A 17185-nucleotide genomic window follows, 5' to 3' on the forward strand; every position below is an offset into this window, starting at 1 on the left:
GCCCCGGGTGGAAGCTCTCAGTACCGGGCCGGGATCAGCAGCGGGACGGCGGCATCGGGCTCGGCTGGGTGCTGCGGTCGGCGCCGACCAGCAGGAGGGCCTGGCCGTCGGCGCTCATGACGCCGTCGTGCACGTACCAGCCGCCGGGGGCGGCGGCGGCCGCGCGCTTGCCGTACTGGATGTACGACGGCGTGACGCCCCGCTCGCGCAGCAGGGCCGAGATCTCGGCGACGCTCTTGTTGACATAGTCCACGCAGTGCAGCGGCTCGCCGGGCAGAGCGATGCCGGGCGGCATCTTGTACCTCTCGCCGGGCAGGGCCCGCCTGCCGAGACTGATCTCGGCCTTCTTGTCGAAGTCGACAGGCACCTTCAGGCCGACAGGGCAGCCGGAGAACCGCTCGCACGGCCCCAGGGCGTCGATCGTGGTGATCGGGCCGTCGCCGCGCAGCGGTTCGCCGGATCTCAACCGGTCCACGTCGTTGATCACGATCATCTGGCCGGTCAGGCTCGCGGAGGTCGGCACCAGGTCGAGCGTGATGTCCAGGCCCCTGGCCCTGAGCTCGCGCTGGTACACCTCGGGCTCGGCCAGCAGGTCCTTCACCGTGATCACGTAGTGGTCGTCCACCAGTTCGATGTCGAGCGCCGCGGAGGCGGGCGCCTGAACGACGCCGAAGGACAGCAGAGCCGCCAGCGCGGCCAGGACCGGCCCGGCCGCCCACCTGCGCGGCCGTGGAAGGACAAGCCAATTGCGGCGGCGGCGCTGCTCGGGGACGGAGACGGAGGTGATCTCCTCCAGTAGCTCCCTGGCGATCGGCGTCGTGCCGGGACCGGGATCGGGCGCGATGCCGGCCACCAGGCGGTCGATCTCGTGCATCACATAACCCCCTTCGTCATCGCGACGGCGCGCAAGCCGATGCGGGCCATGTCGACGCCGGCCGTGTCCAGGTGCTTGGCCAGGCGTTTGCGGGCCCGGTGCAGCCGCAGCCGGGAGTTGGCGCGCGAGCAGCCCAGGACGGTGGCGATCTCGTCGGAGCCCAGGCCCTCCCAGCCGGCCAGCGCGAGGATCTCCCGGTCGTCGGGGCTCAACCGCGCGAACGCCTCCTGGACGCCCGCCAGGCTCTCACCGTCCTCGGTGTGCTCCGCCCACACGGCGAGCTGGTGACCGAGCCGCTCCACCAGCTCGCTGCGGCGCGACTCGGCGCGACGGCCGTTGGCCAGCATGCGGCGGGCCACGCCGAACAGCCACAGGCGCGCGTCCCGCCCCTCGGGGATGTCGTCCAGGCGGCGCCAGGCCGTGGCGAACGTCTCGGCGAGTGCATCGGCGGCGTCCTCGTGGGAGTCCGTACGCCGCCGAACATAGGCAAGGATGTCGGGATAGTTGGCAACGTAGATCACCTCGAAGCGCTGCTTGCGGTCTTGGTGGGTCACGCTGCCTTCTCTCATCCGATAGGTCCGACACCCCGTACCTGTCCGGACCCGCCAGATAGTTTCACCCCGATTTCGGGGAATTTGGATGTCCCGCACGTCCGACCTCCCGCCCCACGTCCCGAACGGCGATGGCGTGCTTTACGCTACTTATAATGAATATGGATGGCGTCAAACCCTCGGCACCATCCACGTAAAGCGCATGAGAGGCGCCACGTACGTGAAGCTCGTGATCTTCGGGGCCAACGGCCCGACAGGACGGCTCACCACCGCCCAAGCCCTCGCCGAGGGCCACACCGTCACCGCTGTCACCCGGCATCCGGAAACCTTCCCCTTCGGCGCCCCCGCGCTGAAGGTCGCGAAGGCGGACGCCCTGGACCCCGAGGCGGTGTGTCGGGTGGTGGCCGGGCATGACGCGGTGCTCTCGACGCTAGGCGTCCCCTACGGCTCCGAGGCCACCACCACGTTCTCCGAGTCCGCCAGGCACATCATCGCGGCCATGACCGCGCACGGCATCCGGCGCCTGGTCTGCGTGACCTCTACCGGCGTGCCGATGAAACCCCCGCCCGGCGAGACCCTCATCTACCGCAAGGTGATCGTGCCGACGCTCATCAAGATGGGGCGCCCGTTGTACGAGGACGCCGCCCGCATGGAACAGATCGTGGCCCAGACCGATCTCGACTGGACCGTCATCCGCCCGTCGGGACTGTTCGACGGCAGCGCGATCACCGGATACACCGTCGGCCCACCGCAGATGGTCGGCCGGTTCACCTCACGTCGTGACCTCGCGGACGCGCTCATCCGCGCGGCCGTCGACGACCGCGACGTCCGCTCCATCGTCGAGGTCATCACCACCGAGGGGACGCCCAGCGTCTACCGCGTGTTCCTGAAAGAAGCGCTCCGCATCGGCAGCGCGTGAGAGACGCGGTCAGTATCGGGTCCCGCCGAGCCGCTTCAGAATCCCAAGCCGAACAGCACCGTGTGGGCGTTCTCCGGGCCGTGGACGTGTTTTCCCAGCTTCGCCATGGAGGCCACTTTCTCCGAGCACGAAGCGACTTCCGCCGAACACGGTGACCCCCACCTTCCTGCCGATCGCGTACGTCTCGGCGGGCAGTGTCCGGAAGAACGCCGCCAGTAGGGGCGGCAGCGCGGCCCACCGGGGCGCCCGCCGGCTGCCCGGCGTGCTGAGCCCGGCCGGTTCGCCTGCCAAGGAGACGGGGTACGCGTGATCTTAGGGAGACGCCCCGACAGCCGGTCGCTCCTGAGAGTGAACGGCGCTATCCGTCGTGGGAGGGATGCGCCGGGCGGCCTGGATCCCGATACTGGGCGAGATGCCCGGACTTACTGAGCGGCTGCGCAGCCGGTTGACGGACGTGCCGCCACGAGTGGTCGACGTCGCGATCACGGTCGCCGTGTCGGCGGCCACCGTCGGTCCCGCGCTCGTCCCCTCCGCACAGCCGTGGTGGGTGGTGGCGCTGGCCGTGCTGGCCTCGGTGCCCGTGCTGTGGCGGCGCGGGGCACCGCTCGTGGTGACCTGCGTGGTCGGGCTGGCGATGACGGCGCTGGTGATGTGGGAGAAGCCGATGCTGCCGTACGGGCCGCTGGTGGGCACCTACACCATCGCCGCGCTTAGCCCGCCGCTGCTGCGGCTGGCGGCCGTTCCGGTCATCGGCGCGGGGGTGTACGTCTCGCTCGCCCTGCCGCAGGAAGGACTGGACTCCTATCGCGTGGTCGGTACGGCGTTCGTCGCCGCGTACGCGCTGGGCACCAGCGCCCGCGCCCGCCGCGCCCGGGCCGCCGAGCTGGCCGAACGGGCTCTGCGGCTGGAGCGGGAGCGAGCCATCGCCGCGGCTCACGAGCGGGCGCGCATCGCCCGGGACATGCATGACATCCTCACTCACTCGGTCGGCCTCATCGTCGTCCAGGCCGAGGCCGGGCCGCTGATGCTCCAGGCCGATCCGGCCCGCGCGCAGGCCGCCTTCGACACGATCGCCGACACCGGCCGGGGCGCGATCGCCCAGCTGCGGACCCTGCTCGGCACGATGCGTTCGGGCCAGACCGATCACCGGGAGCCGCAACCGGGGCTCGCGGCCCTGCCGGAACTCATCGAGCGGACCGGCCGGTCCGGGCTGCGGGTGACCTTGGCCAGCGACGGCGTGCCGCGGCCGATCCCCGTCGAGGTCGACGTCGCGGCGTACCGGATCGTGCAGGAGGCGCTGACGAACGTGCTGCGCCACGCGGACGCGCGCACCGCGCAGGTGCGACTGTGCTGGACGCCGGGCGTTCTGGCGGTCGACGTGGCCGACGACGGCAAGGGCGCGGCCGGCGGCGCCGAGGGGCATGGCCTGATCGGGATGCGCGAACGGGCCGCCGCCTGTGGCGGGACGCTGCGCGCCGGCCGGGGAGAGAAAGGCTTCGTCGTGGCGGCCTCGCTCCCGGTTGGATAGGCCCATGCTCCGCGTACTCGTGGCCGACGATCAGGATCTGTTCCGCGGCGGCTTCGCCATGATCCTCGACGCCCAGGCCGACATCACCGTCATCGGCGAGGCGGCCGACGGCGCGCAGGCCGTTCGGGCGGCCACCGAGCTGCGCCCGGACGTCGTGCTGATGGACGCCCGGATGCCCGGCATGGGCGGGATCGAGGCGACAGAGCGGATCTGCGCGACGACGTCCGCCAAGGTGCTGGTGCTGACCATGTTCGATCTGGACGAGTACGTCTACGACGCGCTACGCGCGGGGGCCAGCGGTTTCCTGCTGAAGGACATCCGTCGCGACGAACTGGCCGCGGCGGTGCGCGTGGTGGCGGCGGGAGAGTCACTGCTGGCGCCCACGGTGACCAAACGCCTGATCGAGGATCTGATCCTCCGGCCGGGCCATGGGGTGGCTCCCCGGATGGCCGCCCGCCTCGCCGAGCTGACCGGCCGTGAGGCCGAGACGCTGCGGCTGGTGGCCCGGGGGCTGTCCAACGCGGAGATCGCCGGCGAGATGGTCGTCAGCGAGCACACCGTGAAGAGCCATGTCAGCAGGATCCTGACGAAGCTGGGGCTGCGCGATCGGGTGCAGGCGGTCGTGTTCGCCTACGAGTCGGGACTCGTCGTCGCCGGCGACGCCTGAGCGGTCCCTGAGAGGGAGTGCGGAGTTCACTCTCGCCGCCGATGTGGGCGCGGGGCGCCAATGCGGAGTATCGAGGCAGTTTCCCTGGCGGAGGAGTCTGCTCGATGAGATCGCAACGATGGTGGTTGATCGGCGCGGCGGTGCTGTCGGCCACGCTGTTCCTGTTCGGTACCGGCTTGCGGCCGGTGCCCTGGTGTACGTGGATCGCGCCGATCCCGGTCCTTGTCCTGGCGCCGCGCTGCTCGGCACGTACGGCGTTGGCCACCGCGTCCCTCGCCTGGCTCGGCGGCCAGACCCCCATGTGGGGATATTTCCTGAACACGGTGCAGATCCCGCCGACGATGGCCGTGCTCCTGCTCGTCGGCTCGGCGCTGCTGTTCGGTCTGGTGGTGATCGCCTACCGGCGCCTGACGCTGCGCGGGCACCCGCTGATGGCCGTCGGCGTCGTCCCGGCCGCGTGGGTCGTCATCGAGTACGCGCTGTCGCTGATCACACCGAACGGCGCCTGGTGGAGCCTGGCCTATACCCAGGCCGACGTCCTTCCCGTCATCCAGATCGCCTCGGCCACCGGAGCATGGGGCGTGACGTTCGTGCTGATGGGCGTCGCGGCCACGGCCGCTGCCCTGCTGAGGCCCGGTGCGGCCGGCCGGGTGCGGGTCGCCGTGACCGCCGCGACGGTCGCGGGCCTGGTGGCGGGCTACGGGTGGTGGCAGCTGCAACCGGCCGAGGCCGGGGCGGCGGTCAAGGTGGCGCTGCTGGCCACCGACCGGTCGATCGACCCGGTGGCGGTGACCGATCCCGAGGGACGCGACCTGCTGGCCGGCTATGTGAGCCGCATCCCGGCCCTGGCCGAGCGCGGGGCCGACGTCGTCGTCCTGCCCGAGAAGACGTTCCGGGTGGATGAGGCGGACCTGCCGTCGCTGGCCGGACCGCTGTCCCGGCTCGCCGCCGGCCACCACATCGACATTGTCGCGGGGCTGATCCTCACGAGGGACGGGCGCGAGTACAACGCCGCCATCGACTTCCCCGCGGATGGCGGACGACCCGTCGAGTACGTCAAACGCCACCTCGTCCCTGGGCTGGAGAGCGATTTCACGGCCGGTCAGGCGAAGGCGTTCGTGCCCGGCTCCGGCCGGCGATGGGCGATCGCGATCTGCTTCGATCTCGACTTCCCCGACCTGGTCCGCGACTATCGGCGCGACGGGGCGAGCGCGCTGTTCGTACCCGCCTGGGACTTCGGCGACGACGCGTGGCTGCACAGCCGGATGGCGATCACGCGCGGCATCGAGAACGGCCTCGCGGTGGCACGGGCGGCCCGGCAGGGCGCCTTGACCGTGAGCGACCCGCACGGCCGCCTCCTGGCCGAGGCGCGCACCACCGGCACGTCCTTCGTGTCGGTGACCGCGGACCTGCCGGATCATGCGGTGCCGACCCTGTACACCTGGCTCGGCGACTGGTTCGCCGGGATCTGCGCCCTCCTGCTGGTCGCGATATTCGCGTCCGGGGCATTCCTGCGCCCCTCCCCCGCTTCACCACGGCGAGCGGATCCGTTGCCGTCGGCCCCTCCTGTATCCTCGGTGCATGCCCACCGTCCTGCCGGCGCGGATGGGCGATGATCTGTCGCGGTCCACCGAGGCCTCCTGACCGAGCGCATCGCGCGCCAGCTCGAGCACGACATCCGCTCCGGGGAGATCCAGGCGGGGGCCAAACTCCCTTCCGAGCGTGAGCTCGCCGCTGCGCGAGCAGGCGGCCCGCAAGGACCCCCCTGGCCACGCTGTCGGAGCAGGAACGGCACATCCTCGACCTGATCGGTGAGGGGCTGACCAACCGGCAGATCGGCGAGCGGATGTTCCTGGCCGAGAAGACGGTCAAGAACTACGTGTCCGACCTGCTGTCCAAGCTCGGCATGCAACGCCGTACCCAGGCCGCCGCACTGGCCGCCCGGCTGCGTGCGGATCAGCGCGATTCCCGGGACTTTCGCCCCTGACCGTGACCAGCCTCGCCCGCAAGGCCGGTCACCTTCTGCCTCGATGGTGAGCGGATCGTCATCCGCACCGGGCTCGGCTCGAAGCCGGCCGCGAATCGCCCCGGCGCATCAGCTCCCAGGCCATCAGCGACGACTCCTCCGGCCTGATCGCCACCAGGATCCGGCTCAGCACCTGCTTCGCCGTCAGAGACTCGACGTTCAGCACTGCTCCTCTCGCGGGCGTACGACCGCGACGGGGCAGGTCACGTGGTGCAGCACGCCGTGGCTGACCGACCCGAGCACCGCGGAGGCGAACGCGTCCAGCCCGCGCGAGCCGACCACCACCAGGTCCGCCGTCTGTGAGGCCTGAATCAACCGTGCGCGGCTACTTCAGCCAGGCGGTACGCCGGACGATGGGCAGGGTGCCCAGCCCGAGTGTGGCGCCGGCGTTGGCCAAGGCCAGGCCGACCAAGACGATGGAGTAGATGAGGTGCTCGTCCAGGAACGGGTTGTTGGCCAGCGGCAGTTCGGCGGCCCACATCAGGACCAGCATGAGCGTGCCGGTGACCGCGGCGATCCGGGTGCCCACGCCCAGGATGAGCGCGGCGCCGATGCCGAGCAGGCCGAGCATGAACAGCCAGTCCACCCATGGCTGGCCGGCCAGCGAGCTGAAGAACCCGCCGAGCGCGTTCTCTCCGGTGCCTTTGAGGAAGCCGGTCGTCGGGCTGCCACCGGAGATCCAGGCCTTGCCGGCCGGAGTGGCGAAGCCCCAGCCGAAGGTCTTGTCCAGGAACGCCCACAGGAAGATCCACCCGATCGAGATTCGGGTGATCGCCCAAACGTAGTCGACGGGGCGGTGTGCGGTGGGAGGGCCGGTCTCTAAGACGGGTCTGTTGACGGTGGTGGCCATGATGATCCCCTTTCAGCGCGTTCTCGTCACCTCCAAAGCACACCGCGTGCCCTCTTTCCGGGGCAGTGCCGTACGACCCACAGCTTGAGGACCTTGGTCCCCTCGAACCCCCTACGCGCGTACCACCGCCACCGGGCAACGGGTGTGGTGCAGGACACCGCGGCTGACCGAGCCGAGCAGCATCGCGCCCACCGTGCTGTGACCGTGCGAGCCCACCACCAGCAGGTCGGCTCCGGCGGAGGCGTCGGTGAGCGCTTCCACCGGCTGCGCCGGCTGGACGTCCTCAACGACCGTCACCCGCGGGTAGCCCTTCGTGAAGGTTCCCACCCGGTCGCGGACGATCTGGTGCTGCGCGGTGCGGATTTCGTCCATTTCGTACGGCACTCCGGGCGCGTACGCATGCACCGGCAACTGCCAGGCGTGCACCACCCTCAGTGCGGCCCCCCGCAGCTCGGCCTGCCGGAAGGCGTAGGCCAGCGCGGGCTCGCACGCGGGCGAGTCGTCCACGCCGACCACGATCTCCCCATGAACCGGCTGGTGATCACCGCGTACGACCACGACGGGGCAGTCCACGTGACCCGCCACATGCGTGTTGACCGAACCCAGCAAGGCGCCGGCGAACCCGCCGAGCCCGCGGCTGCCGAGCACGATCTCGGTCGCCTCCTTGGCCTGTTCGCGCAGCACCTCAGCGGGCGCGCCCTCGATGTCCCGCGTCGTGACCTCGACGTCGGGCTGGCGCTCGCGGGCCAGGGCCAGGGCTTCGCGCAGGATCCGATGCCCCTCGCGCAGCAGCGTGTCGGGCAGCGCGGCGTTGGGGAACCTGCCGATCTGATACGGCGAGCGGTCCACGGCGTGCACGATCCGCAGCGGCTCTCTCATCCGCAGAGCGTCGTTGACCGCCCATTCCACTGCGGCCCGCGCGGTCATCGAGCCATCCACACCTACGATGATCATGATCTGTCCTCCTTCGTCACCTCTCCATCCGACCCATTCGCGGAGCGTTGTCATAGGGCCGGAAGTCCGCCGGACAGGACCGAAGGACCCTGTTTGCCCAGGTGACGGGTGCGTAGCGTCGATGGCATGGCCACCATCGACCTGACCGGGCTCCGTGCCGTCGTCTTCGACACCGACGGTGTGGTCACCGACACCGCCCGCGTGCACGCGGCCGCGTGGAAGCACGTGTTCGATGCCTTCTTGCACGGCCGTTCCACCCCGTTCGACATCCGGGCCGACTACCCGCGCTACGTCGACGGCCGTCGGCGGCGGAGGCGGCCGTGCGTCTGGAGCGGGATGGGGCCAACCTGCTCCCGCAGAAGCCGCCCGTTCCGTTGTGGCGGCGGGTGCTCGCCCAGCTTCGCGATCCGCTACTCGCCGTCGCCGGCGCGTTCGCCCTGCAGCTCGCCGGACTGTACATGCCGCCGCTACGCGAACTGCTCGGCACCGAACCACTGCCCCTGGGCGACCTGCTGATCGTCACCGCGCTGTCCACCCTCGGCTACGCCGCCGTCCGGCTTGATCGGATCCTCCACCCCTCCCGTCGGCGGCGTCTGGGGTCGCGCCCCGAATTCAAGGTCACCGCCGTGCGACCGACCGCCTCGTCCAAGGCGAGCGAGACAGGGCCAAGAGTTTCATCGTCTATGGGTCTCATCTCATCGGCGGCGGGGAAGCTCATGCGGCATGGACGGACTTCCAGGAGGCGGCGATGAGCGATCGATACGCTGGTCGGCCCATTCTGGTCGGCTACGACGATTCGCCTGGGAGCCATGAGGCGCTGCGCTGGGCGGTCGAAGAGGCGCGGCTGCGTGGGCTACCCGTACTGGTCTGTCATGCTTTGCACTGGCCCTATGTGCTCAGGCCTGTCGCACAGGAGGTCCTGACGCAGATCGAGCAAGTCGCCCTCGCCGTCGTGGACGAGGGCGTCCACCGTGCCCGAGCCCTGGCTCCGGAGGTGGAGGCCCAGCCGCTGCTGGGGAGAGGTACCCCCTCGGCCGTGCTCCTGGAGGCCACGCGCGAGGCGGAGATGACCGTGCTCGGGGCTCGCGGGCGGGGCGGGTTCGACGGCCTTCAGGTGGGGTCGGCCGCCGTGCAGGTGCCCGCGCACAGTGTCAGGCCGGTCGTCGTCGTACGGCCCCTCCCGCGACCGAGCGGCCAGGACGTCCGGATCGTTGTCGGCATCGACGGCTCACCCGCGAGCCTGGCGGCCTTCGATCTCGCTCTGGACGAGGCCGCGCTGCGCGGCGGCTCCCTGACGGCCCTGTGCTGCTGGAGAGAATGCCGATCATCGTCGTGGCAGGAGCCGCTTCCCTTCGTGGATTCGCACGCGCTGCGCCAGGGAGCGGAAGCCCGCTTTTATGAGGTCACGTCCCAGCTGGCGCGCAGGCACCCCGATGTACCGGTCACGGCGGACTTCGTGACCGAGCGGCCCCAGCGCGCGCTGATCGACGCGGCCAAGGACGCCACGCTCCTCGTGCTCGGCAACCGGGGAAACGAGTCACCCGCCTGCCTTCTGCTGGGACCGGTCACCCAGACCGCGCTGCTCGAAGCCTGGTGCCCGGTCGCGGTGACCCCCACCGCCAATCTGAGACCGCTGTTCCCACCGGGATGAACCCCGGTCCTCATGCCGGCATGTCGGCCCGCCGCGCAGCCCGCACTGACCAACGACCATCGCCGTCGGGACTTACGGCCCTACCAGGCGCACCACAGTCGGAGCTGTGATGAAAGTACAAGAACAGCCGACGAGAAGGGCTGAGCCGTGAAGCGCAGGACCGTCGCCGACGTGATGACCGACAAGGTCGTCACGGTCACCGCGAGAACCCCGTTCAAGGACATCGCCGAGACCCTGATCGCCGGCGGCATCAGCGCCGTCCCGGTCATCGACGACGACGGCCACGTCATCGGCATGGTGTCGGAGGCCGACCTGCTGCGCAAGGAGGAGTTCCGTGAGCAGTTCTACCGGGAGGGCTACCAGCCGCCGCTGCGCGCCCGGCTGCGCCACCCCAAAGGCAGGAAGAAGGCCGCCGGTGACACCGCGGCCGAGCTGATGACCAGCCCGCCGATCACCATCTCGCCCCAGGCCCCGGCCGTCTCCGCCGCCCGGCTGATGGACGCCCACGACGTCAAGCGGCTCGCCGTCGTCGACCAGGACGGCCGGCCGGTCGGCATCGTCTCCCGCCGCGACCTGATCAAGCTGTTCCTGCGCTCCGACGACGACATCGCCGCCGAGGTGCGCGAGGACATCCTCGACCGAGGGCTGTGGGTGGACACCTCCGCCGTCGTCGTCCAGGTACGCCATGGCGTGGTGACGCTGAGCGGCCAGATGGACCGTAAGACCGAGACCGCGATCGCCGTACGAATGACCGGCCGGGTCAACGGCGTGGTCGACGTCATCGACGAGCTCACCTGGAAGCACGACGACTCCACGTGGGAGGCCAGATAGCCATGCTCGTACGCGAGGTCATGAGCAGCCCGGCCATCACCGTCCGCCGCACCGACCCGGTACGGCAGGCCATCCGGTCGCTGCACGACCATGACATCACCGCGGCCCCTGTCACCGACGACACCGACCACCTGGTCGGCGTCGTCAGCGAGCTCGACCTGCTGCGCGGCGAGTTCGAGCCCGACCCCCGCGCCTCGCTACGGCCCGTCGGCCCGTCCGCCGAACCGCCGCCCCGCCGGGTCATGGAGGTCATGACCCGCGAGATCGTCACGGTGACCGAGACCACCGACGTCACCAAGGCCATCGCCCTGATGGTCGGCGAGCGGATCAAGAGCCTGCCCGTCGTACGGGGAGATCGGATCGTCGGCATGCTCAGCCGCCGCGACCTGATGGCGATGCTCGCCCGTTCGGACGAGCGGCTGCGCACGGACGTGATCGCCGCGCTGCGCGAGCACTACCCCTTCGGCCCCAGCTGGGACGTCGCCGTCCGCGACGGCGTGGCGCAGCTGAGCGGGCCGCCCCACGAGCACGCCGACCATATCGCCGACGTGCTGGCCCGCACCGTGCCGGGCATCATCCGGGTCAGGCACCTGAGGTGATCGTCATGAGAATGACCGTCCAGGACGTGATGACCACCGACGTGGCCGCCGTCAACCAGCAGGCCTGCTTCCGCACCTTCGCCGACCTGCTCATCGGCAAAGCCGTCAGCGGCATGCCCGTCCACGGCGAGCTCACCTGGAAGCACGGCGACGTCCTCGAAGTCCCGATGTGGGGCGGTGCCCCCGCGAGCCCGCCATGAACCCATGGGTCCTGTCCTACGAGGGTTTCGATCCGGCTTCCGAGGGATTGCGCGAGGCGCTGTGCACGCTGGGCAACGGCCGGTTCGCCACACGCGGCGCGACCCCTGACGGTGAGCTGCGGACGCCGGGCACCTACGTCGCGGGTTGCTACCTGGACTCCACCGTCGCGGGGCGGACGGTGACCAACGAGGATCTGGTCAACCTGCCCGACTGGCTGCCTGTCACCTTCGCCACCCCCGGTTCGGCGTGGTTCCGCCCTGAGCGGGCCGAGCTGCTGGACTACCGGCAGGAGCTCGACATGCGCCAGGGGATCCTGCACCGGGCGCTGCGCTGGCGCGATGAGTCGGGCCGCGTCACCGCGGTACGGCAACGCCGGCTGGTCTCCATGGCCGACCCGCGTCTGGCCGCCCTGGAGACCACCTTCACCGCCGAGAACTGGTCCGGCCCGCTTCGCATTCGCGCCACCCTGGACGGCCGGGTGACCAACAGCGGCGTGGCGCGCTACCGCGAGCTGCGGGGCGACCATCTCACCGGCCATGACACCGGCGACCGGAACGGTCTGATCTGGCTGACCGCCACCACGCGCTCCTCCCGGATCATCGTGGCGCTCGCCTGCCGTACCGACACCGTCTCCCCCGCCCGCGAGGTGATCCGCGAAGGGGACCGGATCGCCACCCATCACGTGCTCGACCTCGCGCGGGGCGAATCGGCCACACTGACCAAGACCGTGGCCTTGGTGACCTCGCGCGACAGCGCCGTCCACGACGCCCGCTCCGCGGCGATCCGTGCCGTACGCCGGGCTCCGCGGTTCGATGAACTTCTCGCCCGGCATGTAGCGGCCTGGGAGCGCCTGTGGCGGGACGCCCGGCTGGAGGTGGCCGAGCCGGAGCTCTCGCAGCTCGTTCACCTCCACGTCTTCCACCTGCTGCAGACTCTCTCCCCGCACACCGCGGACCTGGACGTGGGCGTGCCCGCCCGCGGGTTGCACGGCGAGGCCTATCGCGGGCATGTGTTCTGGGACGAGCTGTTCGTGCTGCCCTGGCTGAACCTGCGCTTCCCTGAGATCTCGCTCGGCCTGCTGCGCTACCGGTGGCGGCGGCTGCCCGAGGCCCGGGCGGCGGCGCGGGACGCCGGGTATGACGGGGCGATGTTCCCCTGGCAGAGCGGCAGCGACGGACGCGAGGAGACCCAGACGCTGCACCTCAACCCCGCCTCGGGACGCTGGCTGCCCGACGGCTCCCATCTGCAGCGGCACATCGGGCCGGCCATCGCCTACAACGTGTGGCAGTACTACCTGGCGACCGGCTTCATGCCGCCGTGGTGCGCGGAGCTGCTGATCGAGATCGCCAGGTTCTTCGCCTCACTGACCGTGCTCGACCCCGCGTCGGGACGGTACGAGATCCGCGGCGTCATGGGACCCGACGAGTATCACGAGCGCTACCCGGGTGCTTCCTCGCCCGGCCTGGCCAACAACGCCTACACCAACATCATGACCGTGTGGCTCCTGTCGCGCGCCCGAGACACCCTTGACCTGCTGCCCGAACCCACGGCCTCCGAGCAGGAACGGGCCCGCTGGGACGACATCACCCGCCGCATGCGGGTCGACTTCCACGACGGCGTGATCAGCCAGTTCACCGGCTACCCCGACCTGCTGGAGCTGGACTGGGCCCGCTACCGGGGCGTGCGCCGCCTCGACCGCACCAGCCACGGCTCCACCCTCAGCGCCGTCGTACACGCCTGGGTGCTCTCCCGCTCCGACCGGGCCCGCTCCTGGCAGTTCTTCGCCGAGGCGCTGTTCGGCGACATCAACGACATCCAAGGCGGCACCACCGCGGAGGGCATCCACCTCGGCGCCATGGCCGGCACGCTCGACCTGCTGCAGCGCTGCTACCTGGGCCTGGAACCGCGGCCCGACGGCCTGCACCTCAACCCGCTCCTGCCCGACCGGCTCGGCGTCCTGTCGCTGTCGATCCGCTTCCGCGGGCATCAGCTCCTCATCGACGCCGATCATCGGCAGGCCCATATCAACGGCGTGGAAAGCCTGACCTTTCCAGCGAACCTTTCGCCAGACGGCAAGGAGAAACCATCATGACAAGCACCGGCGACCTCGGACGTCGCATCACCTATCACCGCGTGCGACTCGGCCTGACCGTCGACCAGGTCGCCGAACGCGCGGAGATGTCCCCCGGCTACCTCCAGTACCTGGAGGAACGCCCCGGCACACCCACCGCCGAAACCATGTACCGCCTGGCCGGAGCCTTGGAGACCACCGTCGACGACCTCCTCGGCGGCGGCGTCGATCGGCCTCCCGGCCGTGGCCGCGCCGCGGGGGCTCCGACGCTGGAGAGCCTGGACCCCGAAGAATGCCTCAAGCTGATCGAGCCCGGCGGCATCGGCCGGGTGGCCTTCAGCGGCTCCCACGGCCCGACCGTGCTGCCCGTCAACTACAGACTCCACCACGGCTTCATCGTCTTCCGCACCGCGCCAGGCGGCCCCATGGACCAGGACCTGCGCACGGGTGTGGAAGGCGTGGAGATCAAGGTCGGGTTCGAAGTGGACCGGATCGACGACGCCCAGCGCGAGGGATGGAGCGTCCTGATCCAGGGCCCGGCCCACCACATATCCCCCGACGAACTGTCGGAGGTCACCGATTCCGACGTCACCCCGTGGGCGGGCGGCGAGCGGCCCCTGTACATCCGCATCGTCCCGCACCAGATCACGGGCCGCCGCATCCACCACCTTTGACGGTCACGCTCCAGGAAGGTTCATAGTGACGCGCCGCCGCACATCACGAGGTGCTGGCCGGTGATCGCCCCTCCTTCCGGGCCGAGCAGGAAAGCCGTCAGCCCCGCCACCTCCTCGGGCCGGATGAACCGGCCCAGCGGCGGAACCCGTGGCGGGGTGGCGGCGCGTCCGGGGTCTCGCAGCATGGGGGTGTCGGTCGGCCCGGGGGCGACCACGTTGACGGTGATGCCACGCGGAGCCAGCTCCATGGCCCACGAACGGGACAAGCCCGCGAGCGCGGCCTTGGTCGCCGCGTACTGGCTCTTGCCCGCCGCGCCCGCCATCGTGCGGCTTCCGATGAGCACGACGCGGCCACCGGGGCGGATCGCGCCGACGAGGGCGTTCACCAGAACGGTCGCCGCCTCGACGTGGACCCGCCACATGAGGGCGCCGTCCTGTGCCGACAGACCGCCGAGCGGCGCGGAGCGCTGCAGGCCGGCCGCGTGGACGACGGCGTCGACGGCGCCCACCGAGGCCGACGTGTCGGCCAGCTGGTCGAGGTCGGTCAGGTCGGTCTGGATCCACGAGTAGGCCGGCGTGTCCCGCTCGTACTCCGGAGGGCGGGTGCGGCTCATCCCGGTGACTCTCCAGCCCTCGGAGAGCAGGCGCGCGGCGATGGCCTGGCCGATGCCGGAGCTGGCCCCGGTCACCACCGCGTGCTGTGGCTCGTCCGCGTGCGTCGACACCTCAGAGCCCTTCGGTACGGGCGGCCCATTCGGGTCGTACCCGGACGTACTTGATGACGCGGCGGTGGTAGGTGAAGACGATGTGCAGGTCACCGTCGGCGGTTTCCTGGATGGAGGGGTAGGAGAACTCCCGGTTGAGTCCGTCCCGAGAGTTGTTGGTCAGGCAGTAGCCGTCGCCGACTTCGAGATCGCGGCGGATCGGCCACGTGCGACCTCCGTCCGCGGACAGTGCGAGGGTCATGGGCGCACGCGGGGCGCCCCAGAACGCGGTCCGCTCATCGCCCCCGACGACTGCCGGCTCTTCGCGCCCGGCAGGCGCCGGTTCTTCGCCGGTCGGACCCGCCGGGGTGGCGGCGAGCCCGTCGTCGTCGATCTCGTCGTACAGCGACACCCGGCGCTCGACGGCGTCGGCCGCGCTGCTGGCGTTGAACACCAGTGCCAGCCGGTCGTCGCTCAGTGTGACGTACTGGATGGAGGAATTGTTGTTGGGCAGTTCGGTGGCGGCGGGAGCGCTCCAGGTCTCGCCCGCGTCCGCCGACCGGCTCGCGTAGATCGCATCCGCCCAGCGGCTGCGGAACAGCGCGAGCAGCGTGCCGTCGGCCAGCAGGTGGATGTTCATGTGGACGCAGCCGGTGCTCTCGGGGACCGGCTGTTCGCGCCAGGTCCGCCCCTCGTCGTCGGAGATCATGAGAGAGCTGGTGTCACGGTCGCCGACCCAGCGCTTGCCCGGTGTGGTGACGCAGTTGAAGACGGGCAGCAGCCATCGGCCGGACGGCAGCACGAGCACGGGCTGCCGGACGAAGACGCCACCGCGGCTCGTGGCGGGGAAAAGGGTACGTACGGGACCCCAGGTGTGACCGTCGTCCCGCGAGATGCGGCAGCGGACCTCGGCGGTGTCCTGGTTGCCGGCGCGCTGGGCCGTGTACAGCAGCCACAGCTCGTCGGCGGGAGTGGGGAACAGGACGGGGTTCTGCTCGGAACGCGTCAGATCGTCGGACAGCCGCGTCGGCGCGGACCAGGCCTCCGCCCCCTTCTCCAGCCGGGAGAACCAGATGGAGATGTCAGCGACGCCTTCCTGCGTGCCGCCGAACCACACGCAACCGAGATCGCCGTTGCCCAGCGCCATGATGTTGGCCGCGTGGTTCTGCACGGCGGGCGCGATCAGGTACGCCTCGTGGCGGTCCGGATCGGCGTCGTGTACGCGGATCACGCCGTCCATGGGCAGGTCGGCGACGGCGGGCTGGGGCTCGCTCACGATTCTCCTTGGAAAGACTGGTCTCCGCGAGAAGACTGGGCTCGGGCGTCGGTCAGGTGGGATTTGGCCACCAGTTCGAGGTGGACGAGGTCCGACGCGATGGACGCGAAGGTGTATCCCTCGGCCAGGCGCTTGGCGGCGCTCCCGCCGTCGGGTGTGTGGATACCGGCCGCGATACCGGCGGACTTGGCGGCTTCGCGCACCGTGACCAGCGCGTCCTCGAACCGGGCGGCGATCGCGGGGTCACCGGGGAAGGCGGCGCCCAGGGCCAGGGCCAGATCGGACGGGCCGACGTAGACGCCGTCCAGGCCGGGGGTGGCGCAGATCGCGTCGATGTTCGCCAGACCCTGTGCCGTCTCGATCATGGCGAGGACCAGCACGGTGGCGTCGCTGTCGGCGGGGCGCGGTCCGATGCGCAGCGCCGAGCGCATCGGCCCGTACGAGCGGCGCCCCTTCGGCGGATAGCGGGTCGCGGAGACGGCCGCGGCGGCGTCGTCGGCGGTGTCGATGAGCGGCACGATGACGCCCGCGGCGCCCGCGTCGAGGGCTCGGCCGATGCGGGCGGCATCGTTCGCCTCAACCCTGACCATGCCTGCGGACACGCCGCCCGCGTCGATCGCCGTCAGGCTGTTCAGCAGACCCGAGTAGCCCAGCAGTCCGTGCTGGGCGTCCAGGCACACGTAGTCGTAGCCGAGGCGCGCGATGCGCTCAGTGGACACCGGCGAATCGAGGACGGACCAGTAGCCCAGTGCGGGTTGCCTGGCCCGGATCCTGGCGGTGAAGTCGGTGATGCTCACTGCTGGCGCTCT

General features: G+C 70.6%; 20 protein-coding genes and 3 pseudogenes. 14 read left to right on the plus strand and 9 right to left on the minus strand.

The features are described from left to right. Window positions 1–34: 34 nt before the first annotated feature. Together AB0B64_RS37730 and AB0B64_RS37735 are read right to left on the minus strand one after the other, a co-directional pair. On the minus strand, window positions 35–874 hold the full coding sequence (locus AB0B64_RS37730) for a hypothetical protein (protein WP_358183701.1): 840 nt from the start codon (window positions 872–874) through the stop codon (window positions 35–37). Beyond that, a complete protein-coding gene (locus tag AB0B64_RS37735) occupies window positions 874–1428 on the minus strand; it encodes a sigma-70 family RNA polymerase sigma factor (protein WP_357956484.1) in 555 nt (184 codons plus the stop codon). The genes AB0B64_RS37730 and AB0B64_RS37735 overlap by 1 nt, the downstream gene beginning before the upstream one ends. Before the next feature lie 199 nt (window positions 1429–1627). Here AB0B64_RS37735 and AB0B64_RS37740 point away from each other — a divergent pair, with 199 nt between their 5' ends. The 6 genes and pseudogenes from AB0B64_RS37740 to AB0B64_RS37765 form a co-directional block, all read left to right on the plus strand. Beyond that, window positions 1628–2344: an SDR family oxidoreductase gene (locus AB0B64_RS37740; protein ID WP_358183704.1), complete on the plus strand. Its 717-nt coding sequence runs from the start codon at window positions 1628–1630 to the stop codon at window positions 2342–2344. Between the two features lie 151 nt (window positions 2345–2495). Beyond that, on the plus strand, window positions 2496–2654 hold the full coding sequence (locus AB0B64_RS37745; protein WP_358183707.1) for a hypothetical protein: 159 nt from the start codon (window positions 2496–2498) through the stop codon (window positions 2652–2654). A gap of 102 nt (window positions 2655–2756) precedes the next feature. Further along, a complete protein-coding gene (locus tag AB0B64_RS37750) occupies window positions 2757–3872 on the plus strand; it encodes a histidine kinase (protein WP_358183710.1) in 1116 nt (371 codons plus the stop codon). A gap of 4 nt (window positions 3873–3876) precedes the next feature. Next, complete coding sequence (locus tag AB0B64_RS37755; RefSeq protein WP_358183713.1) at window positions 3877–4539, plus strand: response regulator transcription factor; 663 nt, start codon at window positions 3877–3879, stop codon at window positions 4537–4539. A 104-nt stretch (window positions 4540–4643) separates the two neighbouring features. Beyond that, entirely contained in the window at window positions 4644–6155 is a 1512-nt protein-coding gene (locus AB0B64_RS37760; RefSeq protein WP_358183716.1) for a nitrilase-related carbon-nitrogen hydrolase, read from the plus strand. Between the two features lie 118 nt (window positions 6156–6273). Then, a pseudogene (locus AB0B64_RS37765) lies at window positions 6274–6526 on the plus strand (LuxR C-terminal-related transcriptional regulator); the annotation flags it as partial. A gap of 58 nt (window positions 6527–6584) precedes the next feature. Here the strand turns inward: AB0B64_RS37765 and AB0B64_RS37770 are convergent. The 4 genes and pseudogenes from AB0B64_RS37770 to AB0B64_RS37785 all read right to left on the minus strand — a co-directional run bounded on the left by AB0B64_RS37770 (window position 6585) and on the right by AB0B64_RS37785 (window position 8369). Continuing rightward, window positions 6585–6731: a hypothetical protein gene (locus tag AB0B64_RS37770; protein WP_358183719.1), complete on the minus strand. Its 147-nt coding sequence runs from the start codon at window positions 6729–6731 to the stop codon at window positions 6585–6587. Next, window positions 6725–6880 (minus strand): annotated as a pseudogene (locus tag AB0B64_RS37775) (universal stress protein); the annotation flags it as partial. The pseudogene AB0B64_RS37775 and the gene AB0B64_RS37770, both read right to left, overlap by 7 nt. Before the next feature lie 10 nt (window positions 6881–6890). Beyond that, window positions 6891–7415, minus strand: coding sequence for a hypothetical protein (locus AB0B64_RS37780; protein ID WP_357956502.1), 525 nt, complete (start codon window positions 7413–7415; stop codon window positions 6891–6893). 111 nt (window positions 7416–7526) lie between these two features. Further along, window positions 7527–8369, minus strand: coding sequence for a universal stress protein (locus AB0B64_RS37785; protein WP_358183722.1), 843 nt, complete (start codon window positions 8367–8369; stop codon window positions 7527–7529). A 126-nt stretch (window positions 8370–8495) separates the two neighbouring features. Between AB0B64_RS37785 and AB0B64_RS37790 the strand changes: the two are divergent. The 8 genes and pseudogenes from AB0B64_RS37790 to AB0B64_RS37825 form a co-directional block, all read left to right on the plus strand. Beyond that, window positions 8496–8678, plus strand: a pseudogene (locus AB0B64_RS37790) (hydrolase); the annotation flags it as partial. Window positions 8679–8689: 11 nt separating this feature from the next. Further along, entirely contained in the window at window positions 8690–9121 is a 432-nt protein-coding gene (locus AB0B64_RS37795; protein ID WP_358183725.1) for a cation-transporting P-type ATPase, read from the plus strand. Then, a complete protein-coding gene (locus tag AB0B64_RS37800; protein WP_357956508.1) occupies window positions 9118–10020 on the plus strand; it encodes a universal stress protein in 903 nt (300 codons plus the stop codon). Before AB0B64_RS37795 ends, AB0B64_RS37800 begins: the two co-directional genes overlap by 4 nt. 147 nt (window positions 10021–10167) lie before the next feature. Next, a complete protein-coding gene (locus tag AB0B64_RS37805) occupies window positions 10168–10851 on the plus strand; it encodes a CBS domain-containing protein (protein WP_357956510.1) in 684 nt (227 codons plus the stop codon). A 2-nt stretch (window positions 10852–10853) separates the two neighbouring features. Next, window positions 10854–11450 carry a CBS domain-containing protein gene (locus AB0B64_RS37810; RefSeq protein WP_358183729.1) on the plus strand — a complete coding sequence of 199 codons (597 nt, stop codon included), beginning with the start codon at window positions 10854–10856 and terminating at the stop codon, window positions 11448–11450. A 5-nt stretch (window positions 11451–11455) separates the two neighbouring features. Continuing rightward, on the plus strand, window positions 11456–11650 hold the full coding sequence (locus tag AB0B64_RS37815) for a hypothetical protein (RefSeq protein WP_357956514.1): 195 nt from the start codon (window positions 11456–11458) through the stop codon (window positions 11648–11650). After that, entirely contained in the window at window positions 11647–13743 is a 2097-nt protein-coding gene (locus AB0B64_RS37820) for a glycosyl hydrolase family 65 protein (RefSeq protein ID WP_358183732.1), read from the plus strand. The genes AB0B64_RS37815 and AB0B64_RS37820 overlap by 4 nt, the downstream gene beginning before the upstream one ends. Beyond that, a complete protein-coding gene (locus AB0B64_RS37825; RefSeq protein ID WP_358183736.1) occupies window positions 13740–14396 on the plus strand; it encodes a pyridoxamine 5'-phosphate oxidase family protein in 657 nt (218 codons plus the stop codon). Before AB0B64_RS37820 ends, AB0B64_RS37825 begins: the two co-directional genes overlap by 4 nt. Window positions 14397–14416: 20 nt before the next feature. Here the strand turns inward: AB0B64_RS37825 and AB0B64_RS37830 are convergent, their stop codons facing one another. From AB0B64_RS37830 to AB0B64_RS37840, 3 genes are read right to left on the minus strand one after another with little or no spacing between them, the layout of a single operon-like run. Further along, window positions 14417–15121, minus strand: coding sequence for an SDR family oxidoreductase (locus AB0B64_RS37830; RefSeq protein ID WP_357956518.1), 705 nt, complete (start codon window positions 15119–15121; stop codon window positions 14417–14419). Between the two features lies 1 nt (window position 15122). After that, window positions 15123–16376 (minus strand): exo-alpha-sialidase, encoded by a 1254-nt coding sequence (locus tag AB0B64_RS37835; protein WP_358183739.1) that lies wholly within the window; start codon window positions 16374–16376, stop codon window positions 15123–15125. Next, complete coding sequence (locus AB0B64_RS37840; RefSeq protein ID WP_357956522.1) at window positions 16373–17173, minus strand: aldolase/citrate lyase family protein; 801 nt, start codon at window positions 17171–17173, stop codon at window positions 16373–16375. Before AB0B64_RS37840 ends, AB0B64_RS37835 begins: the two co-directional genes overlap by 4 nt. Window positions 17174–17185 lie beyond the last annotated feature (12 nt).

The organism is Nonomuraea sp. NPDC049129 (genome assembly GCF_040648495.1).
Classification (GTDB): domain Bacteria; phylum Actinomycetota; class Actinomycetes; order Streptosporangiales; family Streptosporangiaceae; genus Nonomuraea.

What these genes read in the sequence shown, in the direction of transcription:
- AB0B64_RS37755 (WP_358183713.1), top strand. Translation starts at nt 3,877, where the DNA reads ATGCTCCGCGTACTCGTGGCCGACGATCAGGATCTGTTCCGCGGCGGC.
- AB0B64_RS37820 (WP_358183732.1), top strand. Translation starts at nt 11,647, where the DNA reads ATGAACCCATGGGTCCTGTCCTACGAGGGTTTCGATCCGGCTTCCGAG.
- AB0B64_RS37740 (WP_358183704.1), top strand. Translation starts at nt 1,628, where the DNA reads ATGAGAGGCGCCACGTACGTGAAGCTCGTGATCTTCGGGGCCAACGGC.
- AB0B64_RS37750 (WP_358183710.1), top strand. Translation starts at nt 2,757, where the DNA reads ATGCCCGGACTTACTGAGCGGCTGCGCAGCCGGTTGACGGACGTGCCG.
- AB0B64_RS37780 (WP_357956502.1), bottom strand. Translation starts at nt 7,415, where the DNA reads ATGGCCACCACCGTCAACAGACCCGTCTTAGAGACCGGCCCTCCCACC.
- AB0B64_RS37760 (WP_358183716.1), top strand. Translation starts at nt 4,644, where the DNA reads ATGAGATCGCAACGATGGTGGTTGATCGGCGCGGCGGTGCTGTCGGCC.
- AB0B64_RS37825 (WP_358183736.1), top strand. Translation starts at nt 13,740, where the DNA reads ATGACAAGCACCGGCGACCTCGGACGTCGCATCACCTATCACCGCGTG.
- AB0B64_RS37800 (WP_357956508.1), top strand. Translation starts at nt 9,118, where the DNA reads ATGAGCGATCGATACGCTGGTCGGCCCATTCTGGTCGGCTACGACGAT.
- AB0B64_RS37785 (WP_358183722.1), bottom strand. Translation starts at nt 8,369, where the DNA reads ATGATCATCGTAGGTGTGGATGGCTCGATGACCGCGCGGGCCGCAGTG.
- AB0B64_RS37810 (WP_358183729.1), top strand. Translation starts at nt 10,854, where the DNA reads ATGCTCGTACGCGAGGTCATGAGCAGCCCGGCCATCACCGTCCGCCGC.
- AB0B64_RS37815 (WP_357956514.1), top strand. Translation starts at nt 11,456, where the DNA reads ATGAGAATGACCGTCCAGGACGTGATGACCACCGACGTGGCCGCCGTC.
- AB0B64_RS37730 (WP_358183701.1), bottom strand. Translation starts at nt 874, where the DNA reads ATGCACGAGATCGACCGCCTGGTGGCCGGCATCGCGCCCGATCCCGGT.